This is a genomic window from Cobetia sp. BL01 (genome assembly GCF_056493605.1).
The window spans coordinates 387,698-408,334 of sequence record NZ_JBVBEE010000004.1 but is presented as its reverse complement, the minus strand read 5'-3'; the positions used below and the strand labels follow the sequence as shown (position 1 = coordinate 408,334).

Annotated in this window: 15 protein-coding genes; 7 read left to right on the top strand and 8 right to left on the bottom strand. The window is 62.1% G+C overall.

The genetic code is table 11. The annotated features are described in order from the left end of the window. Positions 1-327 precede the first annotated feature (327 nt). The 7 genes from ACZYGA_RS10410 (at position 328) to glpQ (ending at position 8,659) form a co-directional block, all read left to right on the top strand. Positions 328-993, top strand: a complete 666-nt coding sequence (locus ACZYGA_RS10410) for an NAD(P)H-binding protein (RefSeq protein ID WP_479399099.1) — start codon at positions 328-330, stop codon at positions 991-993. 172 nt (positions 994-1,165) lie between these two features. Next, positions 1,166-3,112, top strand: coding sequence for an exoribonuclease II (locus tag ACZYGA_RS10405; RefSeq protein WP_136939002.1), 1,947 nt, complete (start codon positions 1,166-1,168; stop codon positions 3,110-3,112). Positions 3,113-3,384: 272 nt separating this feature from the next. Continuing rightward, a complete protein-coding gene (locus ACZYGA_RS10400) occupies positions 3,385-3,738 on the top strand; it encodes a hypothetical protein (RefSeq protein ID WP_077379237.1) in 354 nt (117 codons plus the stop codon). 629 nt (positions 3,739-4,367) lie between these two features. After that, on the top strand, positions 4,368-5,495 hold the full coding sequence (locus ACZYGA_RS10395) for an N-acetylglucosaminyl phosphatidylglycerol synthase (protein WP_205700501.1): 1,128 nt from the start codon (positions 4,368-4,370) through the stop codon (positions 5,493-5,495). Further along, on the top strand, positions 5,488-6,303 hold the full coding sequence (locus ACZYGA_RS10390) for an N-acetylglucosaminyl phosphatidylglycerol deacetylase (RefSeq protein ID WP_176493622.1): 816 nt from the start codon (positions 5,488-5,490) through the stop codon (positions 6,301-6,303). Before ACZYGA_RS10395 ends, ACZYGA_RS10390 begins: the two co-directional genes overlap by 8 nt. A 63-nt stretch (positions 6,304-6,366) precedes the next feature. Continuing rightward, the gene (locus tag ACZYGA_RS10385; protein WP_077379233.1) at positions 6,367-7,371 is read left to right on the top strand and encodes a glucosaminyl phosphatidylglycerol flippase; all 1,005 of its coding nucleotides are present in this window, start codon (positions 6,367-6,369) and stop codon (positions 7,369-7,371) included. Between the two features lie 142 nt (positions 7,372-7,513). Next, positions 7,514-8,659: a glycerophosphodiester phosphodiesterase gene (gene glpQ / locus ACZYGA_RS10380; protein WP_205632712.1), complete on the top strand. Its 1,146-nt coding sequence runs from the start codon at positions 7,514-7,516 to the stop codon at positions 8,657-8,659. A gap of 198 nt (positions 8,660-8,857) precedes the next feature. Here the strand turns inward: glpQ and ACZYGA_RS10375 are convergent, their stop codons facing one another. From ACZYGA_RS10375 to sdhA, 8 genes are all read right to left on the bottom strand, one after another. Next, positions 8,858-9,400, bottom strand: a complete 543-nt coding sequence (locus ACZYGA_RS10375; protein WP_136939005.1) for a DUF302 domain-containing protein — start codon at positions 9,398-9,400, stop codon at positions 8,858-8,860. 281 nt (positions 9,401-9,681) lie between these two features. Next, on the bottom strand, positions 9,682-10,554 hold the full coding sequence (sucD, locus tag ACZYGA_RS10370) for a succinate--CoA ligase subunit alpha (protein WP_065392579.1): 873 nt from the start codon (positions 10,552-10,554) through the stop codon (positions 9,682-9,684). After that, on the bottom strand, positions 10,554-11,720 hold the full coding sequence (sucC, locus tag ACZYGA_RS10365) for an ADP-forming succinate--CoA ligase subunit beta (RefSeq protein WP_077379231.1): 1,167 nt from the start codon (positions 11,718-11,720) through the stop codon (positions 10,554-10,556). Before sucC ends, sucD begins: the two co-directional genes overlap by 1 nt. Before the next feature lie 108 nt (positions 11,721-11,828). Further along, positions 11,829-13,268: a dihydrolipoyl dehydrogenase gene (gene lpdA / locus ACZYGA_RS10360; RefSeq protein WP_077379229.1), complete on the bottom strand. Its 1,440-nt coding sequence runs from the start codon at positions 13,266-13,268 to the stop codon at positions 11,829-11,831. Positions 13,269-13,378: 110 nt separating this feature from the next. Beyond that, the gene (gene odhB / locus ACZYGA_RS10355; protein WP_077379227.1) at positions 13,379-14,929 is read right to left on the bottom strand and encodes a 2-oxoglutarate dehydrogenase complex dihydrolipoyllysine-residue succinyltransferase; all 1,551 of its coding nucleotides are present in this window, start codon (positions 14,927-14,929) and stop codon (positions 13,379-13,381) included. Between the two features lie 51 nt (positions 14,930-14,980). Continuing rightward, a complete protein-coding gene (locus ACZYGA_RS10350) occupies positions 14,981-17,815 on the bottom strand; it encodes a 2-oxoglutarate dehydrogenase E1 component (protein ID WP_077379225.1) in 2,835 nt (944 codons plus the stop codon). Between the two features lie 228 nt (positions 17,816-18,043). Further along, positions 18,044-18,748 (bottom strand): succinate dehydrogenase iron-sulfur subunit, encoded by a 705-nt coding sequence (locus tag ACZYGA_RS10345; protein ID WP_077379223.1) that lies wholly within the window; start codon positions 18,746-18,748, stop codon positions 18,044-18,046. Positions 18,749-18,862: 114 nt separating this feature from the next. Next, complete coding sequence (sdhA, locus tag ACZYGA_RS10340; protein ID WP_077379221.1) at positions 18,863-20,635, bottom strand: succinate dehydrogenase flavoprotein subunit; 1,773 nt, start codon at positions 20,633-20,635, stop codon at positions 18,863-18,865. Positions 20,636-20,637 lie beyond the last annotated feature (2 nt).

Genomic DNA, 20,637 nt, shown 5'->3' with positions numbered 1-20,637 from the left:
TGCACGTCACGGCATAGCCCCGGCATGCGCCTTTAATACCGCAGTATTTATAAGCTAAGACTCATGTAGGTGTGTCGGCGCTCACATCAGTCATGCGCGGCTTGCGAGTGCCGGCCTCGCGTGCGTGTGATCGGCTCTGTCCACTCCCCCCATCACATCTCTCATGGCCTGACCTCCTGTCAGGCTCCCGACGGCAGGACCACTTGAAGTTCACTCCGGCCGACCGCAGGAAAGACGGTATCCCGCCGAGTCATCGCTTGGGGATCGCTCTCTCGAGATGATGGCTCGGCCTGCTGCATTCGTTCCCCCGAACAAGGAGTCGCCAACATGCGCAAGACGCTCATCATCGGTGCCAATGGCAAGATCGGTCGTCAACTCTGCGAGAAGGCCCAGGCCGCCGGCGAACCCATCGTCGCCATGATCCGCTCGACGGACCAGCAGGGCTGGTTCCATGAACGCGGCATTCCGACCGTCATCGGAGACCTGGAAGGCGAGATGCGCCAGGCGTTCTATGGCTGTGACCAGGCAGTGTTCGTCGCGGGGTCCGGCCCGCATACCGGCCCTGACAAGACATTGACCATCGACCTGCACGGTGCCATGCGCACTGCGGAACTGGCCGCGGAATTCGGCCTCTCGCGGGTGATCCAGGTCAGCTCGATCCGCTCCGAGACCCCGCTGGCAGGCCCGGCGGCCATGCGCCCCTACTTCGCGGCCAAGAAGGCGGCGGATCTCTGCCTGGCCGAGAGCGGACTGCGCCACGTCATCGTCAAGCCGGGCCGCCTCACCGAGGAAGCCGGCAACGGCAAGCTGACCCAGGACGCGGAGAAGTCCGACGAGATGCAGGTCTCACGCGCCAACGTGGCGGAATTCCTGCTGGGCGTGATGCAGGCGCGTGAGATCGGAGGTCGCCATCGCAAGGCACCGGTCTTCACGCTGTTCGATGGTGATCAATCGGTCTCCAGCCTGCTGCAGGACGCTGCTGCCACGGTCTGAAGCCGCATCTGGCGCAAGCGACGCACCGCCACCGGCGGCGTCATCGCCACTCGTTCGGCCAGCTGCCGACGCCCGCACGCAGCCCGTGCGGGCGTCGGAGTCTCTGGCCGCTTTCCCCCCATGCGTCATGTCCGTATAGTGAGCCACTGACCCCGCCAACAGAACTTCCGAAATGCTGCAGAACAATTCGCTGCTGGCGCAGCTGAAAGATCAAATCCGCCAGGAAATTCCCCGTGTCACGGGGGTGATCAAAGGCACCGACAAGGGCTTCGGCTTCCTCGAGTGCGAGGATGGCGAGTCGTATTTCGTGCCGCCGCCCGCCATGAAGCAGGTGCTGCACGGTGATACCGTCGAAGCGACCGTCAAGGTCGAAGGCGAGAAGAAATCCGTACAGCCGGAAGTGCTGATCGAGACGGGTGTCGACCGCTTCGTCGCTCGTGTCGGCAAGCGTGACGGTCGCCTCAACGTGATGCCGGATCACCCGTCCATCAACACGCGCATGAAAGCGCGCGTGAAGCGCGGCATCAATGAGGAAAGCCTCAATGATGGCGACTGGGTCGTGGCTCGTCTGCTGCGTCACCCGATGCGCAAGGATGACCGCAGCTTCTTCGCCCAGATCGAGGAAGTCATCGCCGAGGTGGACAACCCGCGCGTGCCGTGGCGTGTCACCCTGGCGCGTCACGCGCTGGAACAGGCCTCTCCGGAGGGCGGCAACGACTGGCCGCTGCTGGAGGAAGGTCTGACCCGCGAAGACATGACTCACGTACCCTTCTTCACCATCGATGGTGAGAAGACCCGTGACATGGATGACGCCCTGCACATCGTCGAGCGCCCGGAAGGCGGCTGGACCCTGAGCATCGCCATCGCTGACCCGACCGCCTATGTGCCGGAAGGCAGCCGCGTGGACGAAGAGGCGCGCACGCGCTCCTTCACCGTCTACCTGCCGAGCCAGAACGTCACCATGCTGCCGGAAATCCTGGCCGATGACCTGTGCTCGCTGAAGGAAGGTGAAGACCGTCCGACGCTGATGTGCATCGTCGACATCGACACCGACGGCGTGATCGGTGAGCCGAAGTTCTTCGCGGCCACCATGCGCTCGCATCACCGCCTGACCTACGACAACGTCTCTGACTGGATCGAAGGCCAGGAAGGCAGCTGGAAGCCGGAAACCGAGGAGCTGGCCGAAGGCCTGCGTCAGCTGGAAGCCTTCACTCAGGCGCGTATCGCCTGGCGTGCACGCAACTCCCAGATCTTCCGCGAGCGTCCGGACTTCGAATTCGAGCTGGATGAGGAAGGCAACGTGCTCAACGTGCGTGCCGACCATCGCCGCATCAGCAATCGCATGATCGAAGAATCCATGATCACCGCGAACCTGAGCTGCGCCCGTCTGCTCTCCAAGCACATCGGTCACGGCATCTTCAACGTGCACCAGGGCTTTGCACCGGAGAAGTACGACGACACCATCGAATTCCTGGCCACCCAGGAGATCACCGCGACGCCGGAACAGCTGGGCAGCCTGGAAGGCTATCGCCTGCTGCGCCAGGAGCTGGACAGCCGCGAGGATACCTGGCTGGACGTGCGCATGCGTCGCTTCCAGGGCTACACCGTGATGTCTGCCCAGCCGGGCCCGCATTTCGGTCTGGGTCTCGAGGCCTATGCCACCTGGACTTCCCCGATCCGCAAGTACGGCGACATGGTCAACCATCGCCTGATCAAGCGCGTGATTCTGGGTCAGGATGCTCCGGCCGAAGCCACCGAGCAGCTGACCGAACACCTCAGTGAACGTCGTCGTCTCAACCGCATGGCTGAGCGCGACGTCAAGGACTGGCTCTACGTGCGTTACCTGACCAAGGCCGCCGAAGAGCAGCAGGTCTTCACTGGCGAGATCATCGACATCCGTCGCGGTGGCATGCGTGTGCGCCTGGAAGAGAATGGCGCCAGCGTCTTCATTCCAGCACCGCTGATCCACACTGATCGCAAGAAGGTCGCGATCGATGACAAGGAAGGCCGTGTGCGCATCGAAGACGAGCTGCGTTACTCACTGGGCGACATCATCAAGGTCTCCTTGACCGAAGCCCGTGAAGAACGTCGTTCACTGGTGGGTCGTCCGGCCGAATAAGCCGCGACCTGCTCACCGCCGTCTGACAGGATGGCGGTACCCCACGCCCCGGAGCGCTCTGCGCCCGGGGCGTTTTCGTTGCTGCAACGTAACGTATTCATAGCGTGATCGAATCGTGATAAATTGTAATTTTATGAAACAGAAAATCACGTTACACTCATTTCATCGAGACACGAGGCATCCACACTCCTCGCGCCAACGTTGATTGAGTCAAGTACCGAGTCAGTCATTGCCATCTGTCCATGCTGCCACTTGCCGTGAGAGGACCTCCCATGAAATTCCATCGCTCGCCTGCTGCCTCACAGCGTCATGCTGCAGAACACGCCGCCATCGTGCGCCAGCCGGCCATGGTCCTGGCACGTGTTACCGATCAGCCGTCAGATGGCCACTCGCGTGACGCGGTCACGCCACAGCGACAGCGTGAGATCCAGCAGGAGGCGATGGAGCATGTGGCCATGCTGCTGGAGCGGGACCGCCGCCGGACACGCAATCGCCTGCTGCTCGCAGCCGGCATGCTGCTGAGCCTCGTGTTGCTCGCCAGTCAACGTCCCGCCGAGCCCGAAGCCGCCTTCTCCCAAGAGCTGGGCCAGACGATGTCCTTCCTGTCCGCTCAATCGTTCTCATGAGTCCTGAGGCACTCCCAGGCGTAGTCCGCGTCTGAGAAGGCCTCGGGAATCCATCCGCGTATCCCCTGAATTCCTGTAGTGCACGCAACTTTCCCATCCGGCTGCCCGGGTGGGATTTTTTTGCCGTGACATGGCCAGGTGTCCCGTCGCTTCTCCCTTTTTCACTCTCTCCCTTTTTCACTCTCTCCCTTGATCACTTTCTTCCAGTATCACGTCCTTCCCGCATCAGTCCCCTGAGTCCCCTACCCGCATCACTCCCCTGAATCACTCCCCCCGCATCACGTTCTGTCTGCACCGCGGCTCACCAACGCCGCAACCGTGTTGTGCCCGCGAACGCATTCGCTGCTGGAGTGCCAGCATGACGCCTCCTCGGCTGGCATCGCACAAAATCCTCCGGCCGCTGTCACATGGGTCACGCCATCCGTGGCGTAGGGTTGGCGTGTCACTCTTGAGTGCAGGGGGTAGCCAGCGACCGGAAAGCAGAGCCAGTTGCGCAACATGACTTCCGCGTTCCCAAAAGCCTACTTGAAGCCCACCCCTCTCCCCCCCAGATCAATAGCAGACTCAGACTGGGCACAAGAATTGACCTTTCGGCGCTGTCTGCCAGAAAACACAACGGAATCTAATAGATGCTCCACGTTGCAGACATGACGATGTTTCATGCGCCGTCCAGCGGCGGCGTGAGAACCTATCTGGAAGCCAAGCGACGACGCCTACGAAGCCGACCAGGCATTCGTCACAGCCTGCTGGTTCCCGGAGAGTCCTCCAGTGTCAGCGATGACCTCTATCACGTCCCGGCACCCCCGATACCCTTCGGCAATGGCTACCGCTTCCCGCTGAGGCGTGGAGGCTGGGTCAGCACCCTGCTGGCACTGCAGCCGGACGTGATCGAGGCAGGTGACCCCTACGTCACCGCCTGGGCGGCATTGGATGCAGGCCGCAAGCTGGATGTCCCGGTGATCGGCTTCTATCACTCGGATCTGCCACGTCTGATCACCAACCGTCTCGGCGAGTGGTCGGGGGCCAATGTCGATCGCTATGTGCAGCGCCTCTATCGCCATTTCGATCGCGTGCTGGCACCCAGTGACGTGATGGCGAGGCGACTGGATCGACTCGGGGTACGCAATGTCCACATCCAGCCACTGGGCGTCGATCTGAACACATTCCACCCCGATTGCCGGGATCAGGACCTGCGACGTGAACTTGGCCTGGCGGATCACGTGCGACTGCTGGCCTTCGCCGGCCGCGGTTCACGCGAGAAGAATCTCGACGAGCTGCTGGAAGTCGCCCGTCTGCTTGGCCCGAATTACCATCTGCTGTTGATCGGCTCCGGGATGCCTCGCCACCTGCCGGACAATGTCAGTGTTACCGGCCATTTCTGCAGCAGCGCGGAGGTGGCACGACTGGTCGCCTCCGTCGATGTGCTGTTGCATGCCGGCACACAGGAGACCTTCGGTCTGGTCGTGCTGGAAGCCATGGCCTGCGGCACGCCAGTGGTGGCCGCTCGCGCCGGTGCGCTGGCGGAAAATGTTCCGCTGGGCTGTGGCCAACTGTGTGATCCTCATGCACCGCATGCCATGGCGCGTGCCGTTCAGGACATCTTCGCCAATGACCCGGCGGCCCTGGGTCGCCAGGCGCGTCGTCATGTGGAGAAGCACCATGACTGGGACCGCGTGGTGGATGGACTGCTCGATCACTATCGCGCCGTCACCGGCACTCAGCTGCAACCGATACTGGAAGAGGTGACACATGGGTGAGTCTCCAGCCGCCAGAAAGCATTTCCTGCTGGTCCTCCACGACATCGCTCCCGAGACCTGGCAGGACTATCGCGACTTCGTCAATCAGATGGATGAGCTGTGTCAGGAGCGACTTGGCCATCCCTGCCCGATCACCTGGCTGGTGGTGCCGGACTTCCACCATCGCAACCCTCTCGAGAGTGCTCCCGAGTTCATTGCCCTGCTGGAGGCCCGCAGACAGCAGGGCGATGAGCTGGCGCTGCATGGTTTTCATCATTGCGATGATGCGCCGCCGCCCCGCACGCCACGTGACTACGTGATGCGCCGCGTACTGACCTGGGAAGGCGAGTTCTACCCCCTCGATGAGAGCGAAGCCAGACGGCGTCTTCAGGAAGGCGCTGCCCTGTTCAAGCGGCTCGGCTGGCCGCTGTCGGGCTTCGTGGCACCGGCCTGGTTGATGAGTGACGGCACACGGCGCGCCCTGCAGGCATTGGACTTCCAATACACCAGCGACCCTCAGCACCTCTATCGCCTGCCGGACTTCACCCCCATCGATGCTCCGGGACTGGTGTGGAGCGCGCGCTCCGCGCCGCGGCGCGCCATGTCCCGCTGGGTCACGGAACGCAAGATGGCGCGTGAGCGTGACGCCGATGTCCTGCGCCTCGGACTGCATCCGGTCGACATGCGCCACACGGGCTCGCGAGACTACTGGGCACGACTTGTCACACGGTTGCTGGATGATGGCTACCTGCCGATGACCAAGCTCGATTGGCTGACACACAAGGGGCTGCTCACCGCCGATCGACGGAATGCCGACAGTGCTGCCTGAGTTCCCGCAGCATGCCCTGGGCACCATGCCCTTCCACCCATCGCCTGAACACGAGAATCCACCATGAATCGCGCCCTGTGGATGCTGGGAGCCGGCCTGGTGCTGGTCATCGCCGTGCCGCTGGTGCTGGGCGGCAGTGGGCTGGGGAGCCAGCTGCGCCAGTTCCCCCTCGAGACCTTCGCGCTGATGCTGGGCATGATCGTGATGTGCTGGAACCTGAATGCCGGACGCCTGCGCCTGCTGCTGGCCGGGCGTGGCGGCCACCTCGGACAGCGGCGTGCACTGGGCATGGTGATGGCCACCGAGTTCGCCATCAGCGCCACGCCGGGTGGCAGTGGCGGCCCGCTTACTCTCATGGGGCTGCTGGCACGTCAGGGGGTACGCCCGGCACACGCCTCGGCGGTGTTTGCCGTCGACCAGATGACCGACATGCTGTTCTTTCTCTCGGCGCTCGCCAGCATCGGGCTCTACGCACTGTCGCATACCATCGATCTACGCCTGGGCTGGATGCTGGCCGTGCCGGCGCTGCTGCTGATCATCGGCTTCGGCCTGCTGGCGGCGCTCGGCAAGCATCATCGACGATTGATCAAGGCCAGTGGCCGCCTGCTGCGCTGGCTCAAGGTACGCCATCGTTCGCGCCTCAGACTGGCGCGTGCCTTGATCCATTTCCGCCATGCACTGATCGAGACGCTCGCCCTGCCTCGCCTGACGTTGAGCCTGATCTTTCTGCTGTGCTGCGCCCATTGGCTCTTGCGCTATTCCATCCTCTATCTGGCCGTCGCGGGACTTGGGCGCGACATCGACTGGAGCTGGACCTTCATCGTGCAGATGCTCTCGCTCGCCGCCGGGCAACTGACGCTGCTGCCCGGTGGTGCAGGCGGTGCCGAACTCTCGTCCACGGCACTGCTGGGGCCTGTCATCGGTGCCTCCACCGCCGCTGCCGCCGTCGTCATCTGGCGCGCCGTCACCTTCTATTTCTACCTGATCGCCGGTGCCCCGGTGTTCTTCGTGATGGCGGGACGCGGCATGCTGGCCCGCCTGCTCAATCGTCGCTCGCCCTCGGCCTGACCCCCAGCGACCCGCCTCTGCCGGACAGCTCCAGCGCATCATCATTCATTTCCATTGCTCATCGCCATTTGGATAAGTGTTTGTTATGGTAATGATTCGATGTTGAACGTCCATACAATAACCACATCCAAGGTGATCCCACATGTCCGGCTCCCCTCATTTCCTGACTCACCGCTCACTCACGCGTCTTGGCGTGATGGGCGCATTGCTTGTGACCACGGCCTCCACTGCCCTCGCCGATGACGCGACGCTGCGCAGCATCGACCCCGGCCATGGCACCGACAAGGTCGTCGTGGCTCACCGTGGTGCCTCGGGCTACCTGCCCGAGCACACGCTGGCCGCCAAGTCGATGGCCTATGCCCAAGGTGCCGACTTCCTTGAGCAGGACGTGGTGATGAGCAAGGATGATCAGCTGGTGGTGCTGCATGATCGCTTTCTGGATCGCGTGACCAATGTCGCCGATGTCTTCCCGGACCGCGCTCGTGAGGATGGCCGCTACTATGCCATCGACTTCACCCTGGATGAGCTGCGCAAGCTGGCCTTCAGCGAGGGCTTCACCGTCAAGGATGGCGAGCGTGTCACGGATTACCCCGAGCGCTTCCCGCTGGGCAAGTCCCACTTCGGTCTGCATACGCTGAGCGAGGAGATCGAGATGATTCAGGGCCTGAATCACTCCACGGGCCGTGATGTCGGCCTGTATGTCGAGATCAAGGCCCCCTGGTTCCATCAGTCCGAGGGCAAGGAAATCTCCAGAGCCGTCCTCGAGACGCTCAAGCAGTACGGCTATGTGGACCATGACGACAATGCCATCGTGCAGGTCTTTGATCCCAATGGACTCGAACGCATCCACGACACGCTGCAGCCCGAGCTGGGCATGGACCTGCGACTGGTGCAGCTGATGGGCGAGACCAGCTGGGACATGACCTTCCAGCCGGGCTCGGATGGCAAGCTCGAGCCCTACAGCTATGACTGGATGTATCAGGATGGGGCCATGCAGCGGATTGCCGGCTATGCCGATGGCATCGGGCCGTGGAAGCCGATGGTGATCGAGGACAGCTCGACCCGGGACGACATCAAGGTCACGCCGCTGGTCAAGGAAGCGCATGCGGCAGGCCTGATCGTGATGCCCTATACCTTCCGGCTTGATGAGGGTCGCATCCCTGACTGGGCCAGCGATTATGATGACATGCTGCGCGTGTTCTTCGTCGACGCCGATGTCGATGGCGTCTTCACGGACTACCCGGACCGCGCGGTACAGTGGCTCAAGCACAACGGCGAAGCCCTGTAGGACTCACGGCAGGACGGCTTGCAGAAAAGCGAGCGGTGACACATGAAAAAGCCGGACTCCTCAGGGAGTCCGGCTTTTTTCGTCCTGCGCGATGTCAGAAACGGATGTCAGAAACGGATGTCAGTGTCTGATGTCAGTGCTCGTGTCAGTGTCGTCCAGACTGGGTGGATCAGCGCTGAAACGTGGCGTCTTCACGTCTCATTGCCCCGCTGCCTCGGCCGCCAGGCCCTTGAGCAGCCCACCGATCTTGTCCAGCGGCAGCTTGCAGTCATCCAGATCATGACGATTGGCCAGATACTGCGGATCATTCCACTCGATCACGCTGCCCCCTTCCACGGCACGGATCAGCATCTTCTGCGGGAGATCCAGCGCAGCCGAACCATTGCACTGCATCAACAGGGTACCGACCTTGGGGTTGCCGAAGATGACGGTATGCGTGGCAGGAAGTTCCATCCCCACCTTCTCGGCACCCGCCTCATGCTCGATGACGCTGAACAGCGTCAGCCCCTTGGCCTCGAGCGCCTTCTCCAGACGCGCCTGGACGGTGGCGACATCCTCACGACTGGTCACGGACTCGATGCCCTTGGCAGGCACCTGCATGCTCGCTGAGGCTTCAGGAGCGGACGCTGCCGCGGCGCCGGAATCTGCACTGGCCATCAGCGGAATGCCGGTAACCAACGGCAGAGACAGCAGCGCCAGCAGGCGGGCGGAACGCGTGACAGCGGGGAAGGTCTTGAGCATGGAACATCCTTATCAGTGAGTCGTGTTTCGCCGTGGGGCATCTGCACGTGTCGCTTGGTCAGGTGCCAATGAACCTCATCAGATTAGCAATTGCTTGATCCAAACGCACCTGCCGTCTGGGGTGGCGAAGGCGATGTGATGCGCATTTGCATGAGCTATCGCTCCCGACAATGACTCCCTCACCGAATGACAGACATGAAAAAAGGGCAGACCCGGTGGGTCTGCCCTTTCGGTGACATGCAATCAGCGTTGCCGCCGAGCGCTGTCAGGAGATCACAGGCTTACCAGCCAGTGACTTCCTTGATGGCATCGCCGATCTCTGCGAGTGAACGCACAGTCTTGACGCCAGCTTCTTCCAGAGCCGCGAACTTCTCGTCGGCAGTACCCTTGCCGCCGGAGATGATGGCGCCTGCATGGCCCATGCGCTTGCCCGGAGGCGCAGTCACACCAGCGATGTAGGAGACGACCGGCTTGGTGACGTTCGCCTTGATGTAGGCAGCCGCTTCTTCTTCAGCGGAACCGCCGATCTCGCCGATCATGACGATGGCTTCGGTCTTCGGGTCCTTCTCGAACAGCTCGAGGATGTCGATGAAGTTGGAACCCGGGATCGGGTCGCCACCGATACCGACACAGCTGGACTGACCGAAACCGTGGTCAGTGGTCTGCTTGACGGCTTCATAGGTCAGGGTGCCTGAACGAGACACGATACCGACCTTGCCCGGCTGGTGGATGTGACCCGGCATGATGCCGATCTTGCACTCACCCGGAGTGATGACACCCGGGCAGTTCGGACCGATCAGACGCGCGCCCAGCTCGTCGCACTTGACCTTGACTTCCAGCATGTCGAGAGTCGGCACGCCTTCGGTGATGCAGACGATCAGCTTGATACCTGCATTGGCCGCTTCAAGGATGGAATCCTTGCAGAACGGTGCCGGCACGTAGATGACGGACGCTTCAGCGCCAGTCTCGGCAACGGCTTCCGCGACGGTGTTGAACACCGGCAGGCCCAGGTGAGTCTGACCACCCTTGCCCGGCGTCACGCCACCGACCATCTTGGTGCCGTAGGCGATGGCTTGTTCAGAGTGGAAGGTACCCTGGCCGCCAGTGAAGCCCTGGCAGATCACCTTGGTGTTCTTGTCGATCAAAATGCTCATTACTTGCCCTCCGCAGCTTTGACAACCTGCTGCGCCGCGTCAGTCAGGCTGGTAGCAGCGATGATGTTCAGACCGCTTTCGGCCAGCTTCTTGGCGCCGAGTTCAGCGTTGTTGCCTTCCAGACGCACCACGACCGGCACGTTGACACCGACCTGCTCGACGGCACCGATGATGCCTTCGGCGATCATGTCACAACGCACGATGCCGCCGAAGATGTTCACCAGAACAGCCTTGACGTTGTCGTCGGACAGGATGATCTTGAACGCTTCTGCAACGCGTTCCTTGGTAGCACCGCCACCCACGTCGAGGAAGTTGGCCGGCTTGCCGCCAGACAGGTTGACGATGTCCATGGTGCCCATCGCCAGGCCTGCGCCGTTGACCATGCAGCCGATGTTGCCGTCGAGGGCAACGTAGTTCAGTTCGAACTTGGCAGCATGCGCTTCACGCTCGTCTTCCTGAGACGGATCGTGCATCGCCTGCAGGTCCGGGTGACGGTAGACGGCGTTGGCATCGATGTTGATCTTGCCGTCGAGGCAGTGGAGGTTGCCTTCGTCGGTGATGACCAGCGGGTTGATTTCCAGCAGCGCGAAATCCTTGTCGGCGAACATCTTCGCCAGACCCAGGAAGATCTTGGTGAACTGCTTGATCTGGGTCGGGTTCAGACCCAGCTTGAAGGCCAGTTCACGCGCCTGGTACGGCTGAGCGCCGACCAGCGGATCGATCTCGGCTTTCAGGATCTTTTCCGGTGTCTCTTCGGCAACCTTCTCGATTTCCACGCCGCCTTCGGTGGAAGCCATGAAGACGATGCGACGAGTGGTACGGTCGACGACGGCACCCAGGTACAGTTCTTCGGCGATGTCGGTGCAGTTCTCGACGAGAATCTTGGTGACCGGCTGACCATTCGCGTCAGTCTGGTAGGTCACCAGGTTCTTGCCCAGCCACTGGGAAGCGAAGTCGGAAGCGGCTTGTGCGCTCTCGACCAGCTTGACGCCGCCGGCCTTGCCGCGGCCACCTGCGTGGACCTGTGCCTTGACGACCCACTTGTCGCCGCCAATCTTCTTGCACGCTTCAGCAGCGTCTTCCGGGGTGTCAACGGCGAAGCCCTTGGACACCGGCAGGCCATAGTCGGCAAACAGTTGTTTTGCCTGATACTCGTGAAGGTTCATCGTGTCATGCCATTGGTTGCATTAGACTCGAACGGCAGTCGCGAGATGCGGCTGCCACCGTTCGCCCCGGCCTGGCCGGGGCGACGCGCCTCTTGTTCGGAAGGACGCTTACTTGCGCTTCTTGCGGTTTGCGATGTGAATCGCATGCCCGTCAACGGCCAGCGCGGCTTCGTGTACGGCTTCCGACAGTGTCGGGTGAGCCGTGCAGATCAGCGCGAGGTCTTCGGCGCTGGCGCCGAACTCGAGGGCCGTCACGCCTTGAGCGATCAGCTCACCGGCATGCTGGCCGATGATGTGAACACCCAGGACGCGATCAGTCTCAGCGTCGGCAATGATCTTGGCCAGACCTTCAGTGGCATTGTTGGCCATGGCACGACCGCTTGCCGCGAACGGGAAGCTGCCGGTCTTGACTTCAATGCCTTCGGCCTTGGCCTGCTGCTCGGTCTTGCCGACCCAAGCAACTTCCGGGAAGGTGTAGATGATGCTCGGGATGGCGTCGTAGTTCATCTCGGCCTTGTGGCCGGCGATGATGTCGGCAACCATCACGCCCTCTTCGGAGGCCTTGTGGGCCAGCATCGGGCCACGTACCACGTCACCGATGGCGTAGACACCCGGCACGCTGGTCGCGCACTGGTCATCGACGTGGATGAAGCCACGCTCGTCCAGATTGATGCCGACATCGCTGTCGAGCAGGCTCTGGGTGTACGGACGACGGCCGACCGCGACGATGACCTTGTCGAAGGTCTGTTCCTGCTCGCCGTTGGCGTCGGTGTACTTGACGACGACTTCGCTGTCCTTGATGTCGGAACCGGTCACGCGGGCGCCGAGCTTGATGTCCAGACCCTGCTTCTTGAGCAGCTTCTGGGCTTCCTTGGCGACAGCGGCATCGACCATCGGCAGGAAGCTGTCAACCGCTTCCAGCACGGTGACTTCAGAACCGCAACGGCTCCACACGCTACCCAGCTCGAGACCGATGACACCGGCACCGATGACGCCCAGACGCTTCGGCGTCTCGGTGAATTCGAGCGCGCCGGTGGAATCGACGATCAGACCTTCGGTCAGCGGCGTCGGCGGAATCTCGACCGGCACGGAACCGGACGCGATGACGATGTTCTCGGCGTCGTAGGTCGCCTTCTCGCCGTCGTGACCGGTGACTTCGACCTGCTTGTTGGGCAGCACCTTGCCGGTACCTTCCAGCGCGGTCACGCCATTGGCCTTGAACAGACCGGAAATGCCGCCGGTCAGGTTCTTCACGATCTGCGCCTTGCGCTCGATCATCTTGGCCACGTCGATCTCGACGCCATCGGCCTTGATGCCCAGCTCGGCGAACTCGTCACGTGCCTCGACGAACTTGTGAGAGGTTTCCAGCAGCGCCTTGGACGGGATGCAGCCGACGTTCAGGCAGGTGCCGCCGTGGACGGTCTTGCCTTCCTTGTTGACCCACTTCTCGACGCAGGCAGTCTTCAGACCCAGCTGAGCCGCGCGGATGGCAGCCACATAGCCACCGGGGCCCGCGCCAATGACGATTACATCAAATTTATCGGCCATGTCTCTTCCTGTTGGTGCAGTTCGATTCGGATTGGCATCCCGATGGGCAACCTGTCACCCATCGGGGCCGCACACGCCCGGGGAAGCCCCGGGCGTGAGGCGTTGCAGTCTCAGACGTCGAGCAGGAAACGAGCCGGATCTTCCAGCAGGTCCTTGATGGCGACGAGGAACTGGACTGCATCCTTGCCGTCGATCATGCGGTGGTCGTAGGACAGCGCCAGATACATCATCGGACGGATGACGACCTGACCGTTCACGGCCATCGGGCGCTCCTGGATCTTGTGCATGCCCAGGATGGCGGTCTGCGGCGGATTCAGGATCGGCGTGGACATCAGGGAACCGAAGATGCCGCCGTTGGTGATGGTGAAGGTGCCGCCCTGCATCTCATCGATGCCCAGCTTGCCGGCGCGCGCGCGCTGACCGAAGTCGACGATGGTCTTTTCGACATCGGCAAGCTTCATGCTGTCGGTGTCACGCAGGACCGGCACGACCAGACCACGATCGGACGACACGGCAACGCCGATGTCCTGGTAACCGTGGTAGACGATGTCGGTGCCGTCGATGGAGGCATTGACGTCCGGGAAGCGCTTGAGCGCTTCGGTGGCCGCCTTGACGAAGAAGCCCATGAAGCCGAGCTTGGTGTCGTGCACCTTCTGGAAGGTGTCCTTGTACTGCTTGCGCAGCTCCATCACCGCACTCATGTCCACTTCGTTGTACGTGGTGAGCATGGCGGCGGTCTGCTGGGCATTGACCAGGCGCTTGGCGATGGTCTGACGCATGCGGCTCATCGGCACGCGCTTCTCGGGACGCTCGCCCTCGAAGGCTGGAGCGGCCTTCGGTGCAGCGGCCTTCGGTGCGGCAGCAGGCTTGGCAGCGGACTTGGCTGCGGTGCCTTCCTTGACGGCCTTGGCCACGTCTTCCTTCAGCACGCGACCGCCCTTGCCGGTACCGACCAGCTTGCTGACGTCCAGATCGTGCTCGGCCACCATCTTGCGAGCGGCCGGCGCGAGAATCTTGTCACCGACTTTCTCGTCCTGACCTTCGTCGGACTTGCTGTCGCTTTCCTCAGCGGCCGGAGCAGCGGCACCGGAAGCGCCAGCGCTGAACAGTGCCAGCACGGCTTCGGTCTCGCAGGTCTCGCCTTCCTGAACCTTGATCTCGCTCAGGGCGCCATCTGCCGGAGCCACGACTTCCAGCACGACCTTGTCAGTCTCGATCTCGACGATCAGCTCATCACGCTCACAGGCGTCACCAACCTTCTTGTGCCAGGTGGCGACAGTGCCTTCCGCGACGGATTCCGGGAAGCTCGGCGCCTTGACTTCCAGCGTCTCGCCTTCGCCACCGGCGGCCGGCTTGCTCTCGGCCTTGGCGTCGTCCTTGCCTTCAGCGGGCGCCTGCTTCTTCTCGTCGGAAGATGCGGCGTCTGCGTCACCGATGGTACCCAGTACCTGCTCGGACTCGCAGGTCTCGCCTTCCTGGACCTTGATCTCGCCCAGGGTGCCGTTCTGCGGTGCCACCACTTCCAGCACCACCTTGTCAGTCTCGATCTCGACGATCAGCTCGTCGCGCTCGACGCTGTCACCGGGCTGCTTGTGCCAGGTCGCCACTGTGCCTTCGGCGACGGATTCCGGAAAAGACGGCGCTTTGATATCGATAGCCATTGGAGTTCCTTAACTCGATTCTCTCTCGGTGCCCTTGCGGGTCGCGGGCCTTTACTTGTTGAAGGCGTCGTCGACCAGCTGGCGCTGCTGTTCGTTATGAACGGACATGTAGCCCGCGGCAGGCGCCGCAGAGGCCGGGCGTCCGGCGAAGGCCAGGCTCATGCCGAGGCCCTGACGATGCTGGTCAGCGACCTGACGCATGTGGTGCTGACTCTGATACCAGGCACCCTGGTTGAGCGGCTCTTCCTGGCACCACATCACCTGCTCGAGATTCTCGTAGTCGGCGATGGCGGCCTGGAGCTCTTCCTTCGGGAAGGGATAGAGCTGCTCGACACGGATGATGGCAACGTCTTCACGGCCCTGCTCGGCGCGATAGCCTGCCAGGTCGTAATAGACCTTGCCGGCACACAGCACGACGCGCTTGACCTTGGAAGCTTCAAGATTGCCCTTGTCGGCCAGCACCATCTCGAAGCGGCCATCGGCCAGCTCGTCGAGGGTGGAAGTCGCTTCCTTGTGACGCAGCAGTGACTTGGGCGACAACACGACCAGCGGCTTGCGCAGCGAGCGGATGACCTGACGACGCAGCAGATGATAGATCTGCGCCGGCGTGGTCGGCATGCACACCTGCATGTTGTGCTCGGCACACAGCTGGAGATAGCGCTCGAGGCGCGCGGAGCTGTGCTCCGGCCCCTGACCTTCGTAACCGTGCGGCAGCAGCATGGTCAGACCGCACAGGCGGCCCCACTTGCTCTCGCCGGAGGAGATGAACTGATCCATCACCACCTGGGCACCGTTGGCGAAGTCACCGAACTGGGCTTCCCACACCACCAATGCCGTCGGCATGGTCGTGGCGTAGCCGTATTCAAAGGCCAGCACCGCTTCCTCGGAGAGGTAGGAGTCATGGATGGTGAAGGTCGCCTGACCATCCTTGATGTGCTGCAGCGGCACGTAGGTATTGCCATCATTCTGGTTGTGCACCACCGCGTGACGGTGGGAGAAGGTGCCACGACCCACGTCCTGGCCAGTGATGCGTACCGGATGGTCGGCATCCACCAGGGTGGCGTAGGCCAGCGTCTCGGCGAAGCCCCAGTTCAGCGGCATGCCGCCGGCGGCCATCTTGCGACGGTCTTCGTAGATCTTGTTGACCTGACGCTGGACCGAGACGCCGTCCGGCACTTCGCACATCTTGTTGGCGAGCGCCTGCAGCTGCTTCATGTCCATCGAGGTATCGGCATCGCCGGTCCACTCGTGGCCCAGGTACGGCGTCCAATCGACGAACAGACCGGTATTCGGCTGCTTCACGAGGGCATTGGCGACGTGATTGCCGGCATCGAGATCCGCGCGGTACTGATCCACCAGCTGCCGGGTCTCTTCCTCGCTGAGCACGCCTTCCTCGACCAGACGCTGCGCATACTTCTCGCGAGCGGTCTTCTGGGACTTGATCTTGGCGTACATCAGCGGCTGGGTGCCGGACGGCTCGTCCGCCTCGTTGTGACCGCGCTTGCGGTAGCACACGAGGTCGATCACCACGTCACGCTTGAACTGCTGGCGATAGTCGATGGCGACCTGGGCGGCGTGCAGCACGGCGTCCGGGTCGTCACCATTGACGTGGATGATCGGCGCCTGAACCATCTTGGCGATGTCGGTGCAGTATTCGGTGGAACGCGCGTCATCGGCACGCGAGGTGGTGAAGCCCACCTGGTTGTTGATGACGACGTGAACGGTACCACCCGTCTTGTAGGCACGGGTCTGCGACATCTGGAAGGTTTCCATCACCACGCCCTGACCGGCGAATGCCGCGTCACCGTGGATGGAAATCGGCAGTACGCTGTCACCCTCGGCGTCTTCACGACGATCCTGACGGGCACGCACCGAGCCCTCGACCACCGGAGAGACGATCTCCAGGTGCGACGGGTTGAACGCCAGTGCCAGGTGGACTTCGCCGCCCGGTGTCATGACATTCGAGCTGAAGCCCTGGTGGTACTTCACGTCACCGGAGCCCTTGGCGATCTGCTTCTTGCCGTCGAATTCCTCGATCAGCTCGGACGGGCTCTTGCCCAGCAGATTGACCAGCAGGTTGAGGCGGCCACGGTGAGCCATGCCGATCACGACTTCCTTGGTACCGTACTTGCCGCTGCGCTGGATCAGCTCATCCATCATCGGAATGAAGGATTCGCCGCCTTCCAGACCAAAGCGCTTGGTCCCCGGGTACTTGCTGGCGAGGTAGCTCTCGAGACCTTCGGCGGCGGTCAGACGTTCCAGCACGTGATGGCGGACATCGCGTGAGAAGTTCGGCTTGGAACGCACGGACTCGAAACGCTGCTGCAGCCAGCGCTTCTCTTCCGTATTGACGATGTGCATGAACTCGGCGCCGATGCTGCGGCAGTAGGTCTGCTCCAGCGCGGCGTGAATTTCCTTCAGCGGTGCAACGTCCTTGCCGAGGAACAGCGAGCCGGTCTGGAACTCGACGTCCATGTCAGCGGAGGACAGCTGGTGGAAGGAAAGCTCAAGATCAGGAATCGGTGCCGGCTTGCGCAGACCGAGGGGATCGATGTCCGCCTTCTGGTGGCCACGGAAGCGATAGGCGTTGATCAGCTGAAGAACACGAACCTGCTTCTTGTTCTCGCTGCTCTCGCCCGCCGAGACAGCCACCGAGCGGCGACTGTTGCGACCCATCTCGTAGAACTGCTCACGGATCGGGGTCAGCGGAACATCCTGGGAGGGGCTGCCGTCATGACGCGGCAGAGTATCAAAGTAGTTGCGCCACTCGTCGGGAACCTCGTTCGGGTCGACAAGATAACGCTCGTAGAGATCTTCTACGTAGTGGACATTCCCGCCGCTCATATGGGAAGTGCGCCACATCAACTCCATTGTGCCTTCTTGCATCTCTCGGTCACCCTGACTGATGGGGTGGGGTAGGCGCCGGACAAGCGCTGTCGGCGTCACTCGATTATGCCCTGTATGGCGAAACCATGGAGGCCTTCACCATCTGAGTCTTCTTTTATCGTCAAAAGCCGGTGCACAAGGCACCGGCTCCAGCAAGCTGTGCGCTGCGACAAGGTGTGACACCCTGCCGCAGCTGACGTGCAATCATAACAAGCTAGCGCTCGGCTTTTAAGTGGCGTTTGCCAGCAAAAGCTCACGAATCTTGCCGATGGCACGTGTCGGGTTCAGACCTTTCGGGCAAACCGCGACACAATTCATGATTCCGCGACAGCGGAATACGGAGAACGGGTCGTCCAGTTCGCTCAGACGCTCCTTGGTGGCCGTGTCACGCGAGTCGGCCAGGAAGCGATAGGCCTGCAGCAGACCACTCGGACCGACGAACTTGTCCGGGTTCCACCAGAAGGACGGGCAGGCCGTCGAGCAGCAGGCACACAGGATGCATTCATAGAGACCGTCGAGCTTGTCGCGGTCTTCCGGCGACTGCAGACGCTCGATGGCCGGGGCCGGCGTGTCGTTGAGCAGGTACGGCTGGATGCGCTCGTACTGCTTGTAGAACAGGCTCATGTCGACGACCAGGTCACGCACGACCGGCAGGCCCGGCAACGGACGCAGCACCAGCTTGTTGTCCTTGACGACTTCGGACAGCGCGGTGACACAGGTCAGGCCGTTCTTGCCGTTCATGTTCATGCCGTCGGAACCACAGACACCTTCGCGGCAGCTGCGACGATAGGCCAGCGAGCTGTCCTGTTCCTTGAGCATTTCCATCACGTTCAACACCATCAGGTCACGGCCCTGGGTGTCGACCTGAAACTCCTGCATGTACGGCGCAGTATCGGTTTCAGGGTTGTAGCGGTATATGGATACCTGAAGCATGGTTTCCCCTCCGGGCAAACGGGTCAGGTGCGTGCGATGCCCTGCACGCACCTGGATCACGGCGAACTCAAGCGAGCGTGAACTCGAGCGAGTGCGAACTGGTGCTTGTCAGACTCAGTAGGTACGAATCTTCGGCTCGAAACGCTCGACGGTCTTCGGCGCGAAGTTCACGTCACGCTTGCCGACACGCTTCTCGTTCGGGAAGAACAGAGAGTGCTTGAGCCAGTTCTCGTCATCACGATCCGGGAAGTCGTAACGGGAGTGGGCACCACGGCTTTCCTTGCGGGTCAGGGCCGCAATGGCGGTGGCTTCCGCCACTTCCATCAGGTTGTCCAGCTCAAGGGCTTCGATACGCGCGGTATTGAAGACCTGGGACTTGTCAGCCAGACCCGCCTTGGCGATACGCTCACGCAGCTCGGACAGCTGCTTGACGCCTTCTTCCATCTTGTCTTCCTGACGGAAGACGCCGAAGGAGTTCTGCATGATCTGCTGCAGTTCGCGCTTGAGTTCCGGCACGGACTCGCCGCTTTCAGACTCGTTCCAGCGATTCAGACGCACCAGGGCAGAATCGATGTCGCTCTGGGTCGGCTCGAGGTACTCGATGCCTTCGTTGAGCGCGCTCTCGATGTACTTGCCTGCCGCGCGGCCGAAGACGACCAGATCCAGCAGCGAGTTGCCGCCCAGACGGTTGGCACCGTGAACGGAGACGCAGGCCACTTCACCCACGGCATAGAGGCCGTTGACGATGCGGTCGGTGCCGTCTTCGTTCTGCGCGATGGCCTGACCGTGCACGTTGGTGGCGATACCACCCATCATGTAGTGACAGGTCGGCACGACCGGGATCGGCGCGTTGGTCGGATCGACGTGCGCGAAGGTCTTGGACAGCTCGGAGATACCCGGCAGGCGCTTGTTGAGCACTTCCTCACCGAGGTGATCCAGCTTCAGGAAGACGTGATCGCCATTCTCGCCACAACCACGACCTTCGAGGATCTCCATGACCATGGAGCGCGCGACGACGTCACGGCCCGCGAGGTCCTTGGCATTCGGCGCGTAACGCTCCATGAAGCGCTCGCCGTCCTTGTTGACCAGGTAGCCACCTTCACCACGGCAGCCTTCCGTGACCAGCACGCCCGCACCGTGGATACCGGTCGGGTGGAACTGCCACATTTCCATGTCCTGGACCGGCAGGCCGGCACGCAGTGCCATGCCGATACCGTCACCGGTGTTGATCAGGGCATTGGTGGTGGAGGCGTAGATACGGCCCGCGCCACCGGTGGCCAGAACGGTGGCCTTGGACTTGACGACGACGGTCTCGCCAGTCTCGATGCACAGGGCAATCACGCCGACGATGTCGCCGTTGGCATTCTTGACCAGATCGATGGCGTACCACTCGTCGAGGAAGACGGTGCCGTTTTTCAGGTTGGCCTGATACAGCGTGTGCAGCAGCGCGTGGCCGGTACGGTCAGCCGCGGCGCACGTACGTGCTGCCTGGCCACCCTTGCCGAAGTCCTTGGACTGGCCACCGAACGGACGCTGATAGATGCGGCCATTGTCGAAGCGAGAGAACGGCAGACCCATGTGCTCCAGCTCGAAGACCGCCTTCGGGCCTTCGGTACACATGTATTCAGCCGCGTCCTGGTCAGCGATGTAATCGCCGCCCTTGACGGTGTCATACATGTGCCAGCGCCAATCGTCGTTCGGATCAGCAGAGGCGATGGCACAGGTGATACCGCCCTGGGCAGAGACAGTGTGCGAGCGGGTCGGGAAGACCTTGGACAGCACGGCAGTCTTCTTGCCGGACTGGGACAGTTCGAGACCGGCACGCAGGCCAGCGCCGCCGCCGCCGATGATGATCGCGTCGAATGTCAGGCTACGCATGGTGGACATGT

Excerpts from the sequence above, each read along its gene's own strand:
- glpQ (WP_205632712.1), top strand. The coding sequence starts at position 7,514 with ATGTCCGGCTCCCCTCATTTCCTGACTCACCGCTCACTCACGCGTCTT.
- sdhA (WP_077379221.1), bottom strand. The coding sequence starts at position 20,635 with ATGTCCACCATGCGTAGCCTGACATTCGACGCGATCATCATCGGCGGC.
- ACZYGA_RS10395 (WP_205700501.1), top strand. The coding sequence starts at position 4,368 with ATGCTCCACGTTGCAGACATGACGATGTTTCATGCGCCGTCCAGCGGC.
- ACZYGA_RS10375 (WP_136939005.1), bottom strand. The coding sequence starts at position 9,400 with ATGCTCAAGACCTTCCCCGCTGTCACGCGTTCCGCCCGCCTGCTGGCG.
- sucC (WP_077379231.1), bottom strand. The coding sequence starts at position 11,720 with ATGAACCTTCACGAGTATCAGGCAAAACAACTGTTTGCCGACTATGGC.
- sucD (WP_065392579.1), bottom strand. The coding sequence starts at position 10,554 with ATGAGCATTTTGATCGACAAGAACACCAAGGTGATCTGCCAGGGCTTC.
- ACZYGA_RS10405 (WP_136939002.1), top strand. The coding sequence starts at position 1,166 with ATGCTGCAGAACAATTCGCTGCTGGCGCAGCTGAAAGATCAAATCCGC.
- ACZYGA_RS10385 (WP_077379233.1), top strand. The coding sequence starts at position 6,367 with ATGAATCGCGCCCTGTGGATGCTGGGAGCCGGCCTGGTGCTGGTCATC.
- lpdA (WP_077379229.1), bottom strand. The coding sequence starts at position 13,268 with ATGGCCGATAAATTTGATGTAATCGTCATTGGCGCGGGCCCCGGTGGC.
- ACZYGA_RS10390 (WP_176493622.1), top strand. The coding sequence starts at position 5,488 with ATGGGTGAGTCTCCAGCCGCCAGAAAGCATTTCCTGCTGGTCCTCCAC.
- ACZYGA_RS10400 (WP_077379237.1), top strand. The coding sequence starts at position 3,385 with ATGAAATTCCATCGCTCGCCTGCTGCCTCACAGCGTCATGCTGCAGAA.
- ACZYGA_RS10345 (WP_077379223.1), bottom strand. The coding sequence starts at position 18,748 with ATGCTTCAGGTATCCATATACCGCTACAACCCTGAAACCGATACTGCG.
- ACZYGA_RS10410 (WP_479399099.1), top strand. The coding sequence starts at position 328 with ATGCGCAAGACGCTCATCATCGGTGCCAATGGCAAGATCGGTCGTCAA.
- ACZYGA_RS10350 (WP_077379225.1), bottom strand. The coding sequence starts at position 17,815 with ATGCAAGAAGGCACAATGGAGTTGATGTGGCGCACTTCCCATATGAGC.
- odhB (WP_077379227.1), bottom strand. The coding sequence starts at position 14,929 with ATGGCTATCGATATCAAAGCGCCGTCTTTTCCGGAATCCGTCGCCGAA.